At 45.2% G+C, this 9429-nt stretch carries 2 protein-coding genes, 2 tRNA genes and 3 rRNA genes; 6 read left to right on the forward strand and 1 reads right to left on the reverse strand.

Annotated features, from left to right (window positions below):
* Positions 1 to 17 precede the first annotated feature (17 nt).
* Complete coding sequence (locus BUE31_RS29185; protein WP_073407434.1) at positions 18 to 1451, forward strand: SusD/RagB family nutrient-binding outer membrane lipoprotein; 1434 nt, start codon at positions 18 to 20, stop codon at positions 1449 to 1451.
* Between the two features lie 77 nt (positions 1452 to 1528).
* Here BUE31_RS29185 and BUE31_RS29190 read toward each other — a convergent pair whose 3' ends face one another.
* Positions 1529 to 2914 (reverse strand): methyltransferase RsmF C-terminal domain-like protein, encoded by a 1386-nt coding sequence (locus BUE31_RS29190; RefSeq protein ID WP_073407436.1) that lies wholly within the window; start codon positions 2912 to 2914, stop codon positions 1529 to 1531.
* 807 nt (positions 2915 to 3721) lie between these two features.
* On the opposite strand from BUE31_RS29190, the gene BUE31_RS29195 reads away from it, so the two are divergent.
* The 5 genes from BUE31_RS29195 (at position 3722) to rrf (ending at position 9378) form a co-directional block, all read left to right on the forward strand.
* Positions 3722 to 5243: ribosomal RNA gene (locus BUE31_RS29195) — 16S ribosomal RNA — on the forward strand.
* 319 nt (positions 5244 to 5562) lie between these two features.
* Positions 5563 to 5637 (forward strand) — tRNA-Ile (locus BUE31_RS29200).
* A 128-nt stretch (positions 5638 to 5765) separates the two neighbouring features.
* Positions 5766 to 5839 (forward strand) — tRNA-Ala (locus tag BUE31_RS29205).
* Between the two features lie 258 nt (positions 5840 to 6097).
* Positions 6098 to 8978, forward strand: a 23S ribosomal RNA gene (locus tag BUE31_RS29210).
* A 288-nt stretch (positions 8979 to 9266) separates the two neighbouring features.
* A 5S ribosomal RNA gene (rrf, locus tag BUE31_RS29215) occupies positions 9267 to 9378 on the forward strand.
* The 16S, 23S and 5S rRNA genes sit together here with 2 tRNA genes alongside, the layout of an rRNA operon.
* The last annotated feature ends 51 nt before the right edge of the window (positions 9379 to 9429 follow it).

Here is a 9429-nt window from a genome sequence, read left to right on the forward strand (position 1 = left end):
ACAAAAAGAGAATTAAGATGAAAAAATATATAAAAATACCACTTACATTATTTTGTATTGTATTAATTGGCACAGGATGTAAAAAGTTCCTAGACGTTAATACTGACCCAAATCATACGCTTAAGGTTAGCGAATCTTTATTGTTAGGGCCTATTGAAAAAACAATGGCCGGCAATACCATCGTTGGCGAAGTTGGCGCCGCTTCTACCTATTGGACGCAGCAAGTGTCAATAAACCAGCCAACACCAACTCTTGAGACTTATGAGGTGTTTCCTGAGGATGTAAATAATACCTGGACGTTCGGTTTATACCCTGGAATATTTGAGAACTTAAAAATTATGATTAACCAGGCAGAGGCAGCTCATCACAATCAATACATTGCAATTGGTAAAACCCTATTTGCATATAACCTTGCTGTGGCAACTGATTTTTGGAATGATATACCTTACTCACAGGCACTTAATACAAGTATTTCAAAGCCTAAATATGATAGTCAACAAGCTATTTATCATGCAGTACAAATGCTTTTAGACAGTGCAATTTATTATGTTAATCAAACCCCAAGCCCTATAGCACCTTCAAATGACGATTTTATTTACGGTGGAGACATGGGTAAGTGGAAAAAATTCATGTATACACTTAAAGCAAGGTACTACATGAGGTTAACTAAAGCGCCTGGTCACACTGCTGCTGCGCAAGCCGACAGTGCTTTAACTGCTTTGCAAAATGGCTTTAGTTCAAACGGTGATAACGCCAGCATTGCTTACAACGGAAGCGCTAACGACCAGAATCCCTGGTTTGGTGGTACTGAACCCGGTGCAGGCGGTGTGGTATTAGCTAAGTTTTTTGTTGACGGATTAAACAATACTGCCGATCCCCGTTTGCCTGTTATAGCTAACAAAAGCGTTGATGGTAAATATGTAGGACGTCCTTCCGGAGCTGATCCTGCCCCGGATTATACTGTATATGCCACAATAGGAACTTATTTTGGTGGCGTTGATCCTGTAAATACTGATAACGTTACCGGGGCCGCTGCGCCATTAATTGTAGCAACCTACAGCGAGGCCTTATTTTTACAGGCAGAAGCTACCTTTATCAAATCAGGCGCTGCTGCAGCGGCATCGGTATATAAAGCTGCAATTGCAGCCAATATGTCCCAATTAGGTGTTAGCACATCAGATCAGGCCACTTTCCTTACCTCTTTACCTGTTTTAACAGCTGCTAACGGTGAGGCCCAGATCATTGGCCAAAAATATGTGACCGATTTCCTTTCAGTTGAAGCTTATAATGATTGGAGACGTACTGGCTACCCTGTACTCTCTTTGGTTCAAAATGCGTACGTTCAATATATTCCACGTAGATTTCCTTATTCTTCTACAGAATTACTGGCAAATCCACAACCTCAACAAAGTGCAACCACTGCCGACAGGGTTTGGTGGGACGTTCAATAAGACTATTTATAATTAATTATACCAAACGCGGGGGTTAAGATATTTCATCTTAACCCCCGCGTTTATGTCTTTTAGGTTTACTTCAGCGCGTCAGGGGCGCTTGCCAATATCCTCAGCTCTTTGGGGAAGTAATTATTTATTCTGTTCGGCAGCAGCTTTGCCCAGCCTAAAGCTTGCCCTTCAAATGTCATCAGGCTCCAGCCTTTATCAGTTATATTTATGTCGATGTTATCACGGCGCAGGTATTGGATGGCTTGTTCAAGATTTAACTCCGTTTGCAGCACCTTATCCTTATTAATATATATGCTAAGCGCCAGCTCGTGATCGGGTATTAGGTCATTCCCCATTAGCTTACCGATCCGTACGCCCGATTTCTTTATATACAGGTGCCGTTGTAAAGTGTCCAGGCTTTCTTTATGCTCGCGGCTTATGGCCAGCCAGTCATCATTCACCTTATTATAATAGTAGCTCTCAGGATCATTGATATACTTCTTTATAAGCTCTATTTCTAATAGCGCCAGTTTCTGATGTCCTTTTGTTTTAAAGGATGGTGGTTCATCAGTTTGCTCTTTCTTTTTTAAACAGGCGGCAAACAGGCCCTCGCCCTTTACACTGCCCGGGTAAAAGCGATAACCCCATGCCTTTTGCTCCGGCGATTCAGCTTCAACAATTCCCCACTCCTTATATATAGGTATCCGTATGCTTTCCATGTTAAATTCACGGCACAGCCAATCCACAATTTCCTCGTTCTCCTGGTGCGAATAAGAGCATGTACTATATATAAGGTGTCCATCTTCTTTTAATGCAGGGTAAACATCGGCCAGGATGCGTTCCTGACGCTGGTGGCACAGGTTAACATTGGCCTCGCTCCATTCATTCATTGCCGCCGGATCTTTCCTGAACATTCCCGAACCTGAACATGGCGCATCAACCAGTATGGTATCGAAAAAACCGGTAAGCCTGCTAAAATCACGCGGATCATTATTACTTACTATAGTATTGGCAGTACCCCAGCGGTTAAGGTTATCGGACAAAACAGGTACGCGGGTTTTTATTATTTCGTTTGATACTAAAAGATCACTGCTGTTAATGGCTGAATTGATGAGCGTGCTTTTACCGCCAGGCGCAGCGCAAAGGTCAAGCACCTTTATAGACCCGCCATCAGTTTGCCTTATATATTTAAGGATATGATCAATAAACATTGACGATGCTTCCTGCACATAATAACACCCGGCATGGAAAAGCGGATCGAATGTGAAGGAGGGACGCGTATTTAAATAGTACCCTTCGGGGCACCAGGGCACCTGCCCGTCAGTTTTTAATATTGATTTTTTAAAAGGATTTCTCCGGATGGAAGTAGGCGATGCACTATTTTGATGCGCATTCACAAAGTTTTCGACCTCAAATCCGGGTTCCCCGTTTAATGAATTAAGGAAATTTTCAGGAAAAATGTATTCGCTCATATCAGTTTCAAAGATACGAATTAGGCAATTGCCATTATTAACGCATGTATATTAAAGATAATTGCATAAAATAGATGGTAGTTTACAAGCAGTTACAGCAATTGTTTCAATTAATGTAATATTCTTTTTGCAGGTAGCTAAAAACTCTGTACATTTGTGACCGCTTTAGAAAAAAGGCGTTGTTATTTGAAGAGAAAGTGATAAAGAAGAAGGCTAAAAAATAAGTTAAAAAAAGGCTTGACAGGAAGAAAAAAAAGTCACATCTTTGCAGCCCGCAAACGAGGGAGATAAAAGAGAGGGGAAGCGGGGAAAAGAGGCAAACAAAAAATAAAAAAAATAAAGTTTGCAAGTTTAAAAAAGGTTCATACCTTTGCAGTCCCAAAAGAAAGGGGCGAAAAAACGAAAGGAAGCCGGAAACGGAAGAGCGTCGGAAGCTGAGAAAAGAGGGGAGCGATTCCGGAAAAGAAAGCTAAAAAAAAGGAAAGAAATTTCCGAAACAAAAAGGGAGAAGGAAGCGATTTCCGGATCAATAAAAAATGAAAGTTAGACGGCGTAACAACCAGAAAAACATATAGCCTGACTGAGACAGAAAGGCGTAAAAGTTCTTATAAGATACTGGATAATCATGTAGCGTAACGGTAGATCACTGTTACGAAACAAAGAGAGAAAAGGGATACTGTATAAAGATACAACAGTGAACGGATCGGAATAGAAGAGAGAAGCGATTCAAACGACGAACTCCACCGGGCACGAAATTTTACAGATTCTATTATTAATAATAGGGTCAGTGAACAAACAAAACATTTTACAATGGAGAGTTTGATCCTGGCTCAGGATGAACGCTAGCGGCAGGCCTAATACATGCAAGTCGGACGGGATTGGAGAGCTTGCTTTCCATGAGAGTGGCGCACGGGTGCGTAACACGTATGTAACCTACCCTTATCAGGGGGATAGCCTCTCGAAAGAGAGATTAAGCCCGCATAATATGAAGACACAGCATTGTGATTTCATCAAATATTTATAGGATAAGGATGGGCATGCGGAACATTAGCTAGTTGGTAAGGTAATGGCTTACCAAGGCTACGATGTTTAGGGGATCTGAGAGGATGACCCCCCACACTGGTACTGAGACACGGACCAGACTCCTACGGGAGGCAGCAGTAAGGAATATTGGTCAATGGGCGCAAGCCTGAACCAGCCATGCCGCGTGCAGGAAGACGGCCCTACGGGTTGTAAACTGCTTTTGTACCGGAATAAACCACAGTTCGTGAATTGTGCTGAATGTACGGTAAGAATAAGGATCGGCTAACTCCGTGCCAGCAGCCGCGGTAATACGGAGGATCCAAGCGTTATCCGGATTTATTGGGTTTAAAGGGTGCGTAGGCGGCCTGTTAAGTCAGGGGTGAAAGACGGTAGCTCAACTATCGCAGTGCCCTTGATACTGATGGGCTTGAATGTACTAGAGGTAGGCGGAATGTGACAAGTAGCGGTGAAATGCATAGATATGTCACAGAACACCAATTGCGAAGGCAGCTTACTATGGTATGATTGACGCTGAGGCACGAAAGCGTGGGGATCAAACAGGATTAGATACCCTGGTAGTCCACGCCCTAAACGATGAATACTCGATGTTAGCGATATACAGTTAGCGTCAAAGCGAAAGCGTTAAGTATTCCACCTGGGGAGTACGCCCGCAAGGGTGAAACTCAAAGGAATTGACGGGGGCCCGCACAAGCGGAGGAGCATGTGGTTTAATTCGATGATACGCGAGGAACCTTACCCGGGCTTGAAAGTTAGTGAATGATACAGAGACGTATCAGTCCTTCGGGACACGAAACTAGGTGCTGCATGGCTGTCGTCAGCTCGTGCCGTGAGGTGTTGGGTTAAGTCCCGCAACGAGCGCAACCCCTATGTTTAGTTGCCAGCACGTTAAGGTGGGGACTCTAAACAGACTGCCTATGCAAATAGAGAGGAAGGAGGGGACGACGTCAAGTCATCATGGCCCTTACGTCCGGGGCTACACACGTGCTACAATGGGCAGTACAGAGGGCAGCTACCTGGCAACAGGATGCCAATCTCAAAAAGCTGTTCACAGTTCGGATCGGGGTCTGCAACTCGACCCCGTGAAGTTGGATTCGCTAGTAATCGCAGATCAGCAATGCTGCGGTGAATACGTTCCCGGGCCTTGTACACACCGCCCGTCAAGCCATGGAAGCTGGAAGTGCCTGAAGTGCGTAACCGCAAGGAGCGTCCTAGGGTAAAGTCGGTAACTGGGGCTAAGTCGTAACAAGGTAGCCGTACCGGAAGGTGTGGCTGGAATACCTCCTTTCTGGAGCAGTATCCACAAATCTCTCTCTTATAAGCGTAATAGCGAAAGCTGTTTAGCTACATGACCAGGTTCTTATATATTAGTTGATTAGGTTGATTAAGTTGAATGGTTGATTGGGTTGAGAAACTAAATCAATCGCTAATTCACTACATCAGTCCTTCACTAATTAAAACGAAACAAAAGGAAAACCCAAAAGATGAAGCCATTAGTAAGGTGACAGTCAAGTGGGCGGCGAGATTGTAAGAAATTACGGTTTACGATTTACGAGAAAACGATTGTTAAATCCGAAATCGAAAATCTGAAATCCGAAATAACAAACAGTCCTGTAGCTCAGCTTGGTTAGAGCACTACACTGATAATGTAGGGGTCAGCAGTTCAAATCTGCTCGGGACTACGGCGCAGCAAAGCTGCGAGGCGTTAGGGAAATAGAGATCAGAGGTTAGAGATCAGCGATTAGGAGGAAACAACTAATCACTAGTTAACTAATCACTAATTAACTAGTCACTAATTAACTCATCCAAAGGGGGATTAGCTCAGCTGGCTAGAGCACCTGCCTTGCACGCAGGGGGTCAACGGTTCGAATCCGTTATTCTCCACGAACCCACCATTTGCCTACCAAGGCATGGATAATGAAAAAGGCGATCCGCAATGGAAGACCGGGGTAAAAGTTCTTTGACATATTGGAAGAAGTAAATTAAAAGAGAAAACAACAGAAGAGGACTGTTGAGGCTTCAAAAGTTTACAAAGATTAAAGGTAAAGAGGTAGCAATACTAATGAACCAATGAACGAGTGAGCTAATGAACGCAACAAGAATCAAAAAAGCATACATACCGAGCAAAAGGCGGTATAGTAGAAGAAAGTAAGAAAGGGTACACGGGGGATGCCTTGGCTCTCAGAGGCGATGAAGGACGTGATAAGCTGCGATAAGCTGCGGGGATCAGCAAATATGAATTGATCCGCAGATTTCCGAATGGGGAAACCTAACTATTTGAAGAATAGTTGCATAAATGCGCGAACCTGCTGAACTGAAACATCTAAGTAAGCAGAGGAAGAGAAAACAACAGTGATTTCCTGAGTAGTGGCGAGCGAAAGGGAAGAAGCCCAAACCGGCTATGTTACGGCATAACCGGGGTTATAGGACCACAACATGAACATTAAATAAAACCGGAACGGGGTGGGAAACCCGGCCATAGAGCATGAGAGCTGCGTACGGGTAATAGATAATGGAATAGTGGTATCCTGAGTACCGCGAGGTCGGAGACGCCTTGTGGGAATTTGCCGGCACCATCCGGTAAGGCTAAATACTCCTGAGAGACCGATAGTGAACCAGTACCGTGAGGGAAAGGTGAAAAGAACCCCGAACAGGGGAGTGAAATAGAACCTGAAACCGTGTACTTACAAGCGGTCGGAGCGGACTTGATCCGTGACGGCGTGCCTTTTGCATAATGAGCCTACGAGTTACTCTTTCCTGGCAAGGTTAAGTGTTTAAGACACGGATCCGAAGCGAAAGCGAGTCTGAATAGGGCGTATAGTCAGGGGAGGTAGACGCGAAACCTTGTGATCTACCCATGGACAGGTTGAAGGTGCCGTAACAGGTACTGGAGGACCGAACCGATAAACGTTGAAAAGTTTCCGGATGATCTGTGGGTAGGGGTGAAAGGCTAATCAAACTGGGAAATAGCTCGTACTCCCCGAAATGTTTTTAGGAACAGCCTGGCGGTTGAGTTATTAAGAGGTAGAGCTACTAATTGGGTGCGGGGGAGTCAAATCCTACCAAATCCAGATAAACTCCGAATGCTTAATAATATACGCTGGAGTGAGGCTCTGGGTGCTAAGGTCCAGGGCCGAGAGGGAAAGAACCCAGACCATCAGCTAAGGTCCCTAAATTACCACTAAGTTGAACTAACGAGGTCCGATTGCACAGACAGCTAGGATGTTGGCTTGGAAGCAGCCATTCATTTAAAGAGTGCGTAACAGCTCACTAGTCGAGCGATCGGGCATGGATAATAAACGGGCATCAAGTGGTATACCGAAGCTATGGATTATGCAGCAATGTATACTGGTAGGGGAGCATTCTAAATTCCGGTGAAGCAGGAAGGTAACTGACTGTGGAGGGCTTAGAAAAGCAAATGTAGGCATAAGTAACGATAAGGCGGGAGAGAAACCCGCCCACCGAAAGACTAAGGTTTCCTGATCAACGCTAATCGGATCAGGGTTAGTCGGGGCCTAAGGTGAAGCCGAAGGGCGTAGCCGATGGACAACTGGTTAATATTCCAGTACTTTTTATAACTGCGATGCGGTGACGGAGTAGTGACACTGACGCGAACTGACGGAATAGTTCGTTAAAGGCCGTAGGTATATGGACTGTAGTAAAGTACGCAGACCATGCTGAAAGCTGATAGTACGCAGAACCTTCGGGGGATGTGATAGTTCAGGTAATCAGACTTCCAAGAAAACCCGCTAAGCTTCAGGTTATAAAAACCCGTACCGTAAACCGACACAGGTAGTCGAGGAGAGAATCCTAAGGTGCTCGAGTGAATCATGGCTAAGGAACTCGGCAAAATGGCCCTGTAACTTCGGGAGAAGGGGCGCTGGTAGCAATATCAGCCGCAGTGAAAAGGCCCAGGCGACTGTTTAACAAAAACACATGGCTATGCAAAATCGAAAGATGACGTATATGGCCTGACACCTGCCCGGTGCCGGAAGGTTAAGAGGGGATGTTAGGGTTAAACCGAAGCATTGAATCGAAGCCCCGGTAAACGGCGGCCGTAACTATAACGGTCCTAAGGTAGCGAAATTCCTTGTCGGGTAAGTTCCGACCTGCACGAATGGTGTAACGATCTGGGCGCTGTCTCAGCCATGAGCTCGGTGAAATTGTGGTATCGGTGAAGACGCCGGTTACCCGCAACGGGACGGAAAGACCCCATGCACCTTCACTACAACTTAACATTGAAATCGGCTACAGGATGTGTAGGATAGGTGGGAGACTGTGATCATGCTTCGCTAGGAGTATGTTAGTCAACGTTGAAATACCACCCTTTCTGTATCTGGTGTCTAACTCCGTAATGCGGAGGACATTGTTTGGCGGGTAGTTTGACTGGGGTGGTCGCCTCCAAAAAGGTAACGGAGGCTTTCAAAGGTAAGCTCAATACGCTTGGTAACCGTATGAGGAGTGCAATAGCATAAGCTTGCTTGACTGTGAGGCAGACAAGCCGAGCAGGGTCGAAAGACGGATATAGTGATCCGGTGGTTCTGCATGGAAGGGCCATCGCTCAAAGGATAAAAGGTACGCTGGGGATAACAGGCTGATCTCCCCCAAGAGCTCATATCGACGGGGAGGTTTGGCACCTCGATGTCGGCTCGTCACATCCTGGGGCTGGAGAAGGTCCCAAGGGTTGAGCTGTTCGCTCATTAAAGTGGCACGCGAGCTGGGTTCAGAACGTCGCGAGACAGTTCGGTCCCTATCTGTTGTGGGCGCAGGAAGTTTGAGTGGGGCTGACCTTAGTACGAGAGGACCGGGTTGGACGAACCACTGGTGAATCTGTTATGGCGCCAGCTGTATTGCAGAGTAGCTACGTTCGGAATAGATAAGCGCTGAAAGCATCTAAGTGCGAAACTAGCCACAAGATGAGACTTCCATTGAGGGTCGTAGCAGACTACTACGTTGATAGGTTACAGGTATAAAGGTGGTGACATCATAGCCAAGTAATACTAATCGCCCGAAGCTTTCTCATAGCAGGTAATTATGGTTCATTAGTCACTGGTTCATTAGTTCATTGGTAGCAATACCGGTAAACGAAGAATAAGTACTAATGAACCGAACACTAAAACTGTTGTTTTCTCAATTTATTTGCTTCTTTCAATTATGTTTAAGTTTGTGGTCATTAGTCACTTGTCATTAGTCATTGGACTAAGCAAGCAGACAATAAGATCAGGAACAAAAAAAAGATATTAAGTTAGCGGTTATAGCCATCAGTCAAATCAAATGACTAATGACACAATGACCAATGACTAAAAGAAATTCAGGTGCCTATATCGGCGGTGTCCACCTCTTCCCATTCCGAACAGAGAAGTTAAGCCCGCCAGAGCCGATGGTACTGCAGTAAAATGTGGGAGAGTAGGTCGGTGCCAAATCTTATCAAGTCCCTTTCATCTAACGATGAAGGGGTTTCTTGTTTTATAACC

It is taken from the genome of Mucilaginibacter sp. OK098 (assembly GCF_900142915.1).
Lineage (GTDB): Bacteria > Bacteroidota > Bacteroidia > Sphingobacteriales > Sphingobacteriaceae > Mucilaginibacter.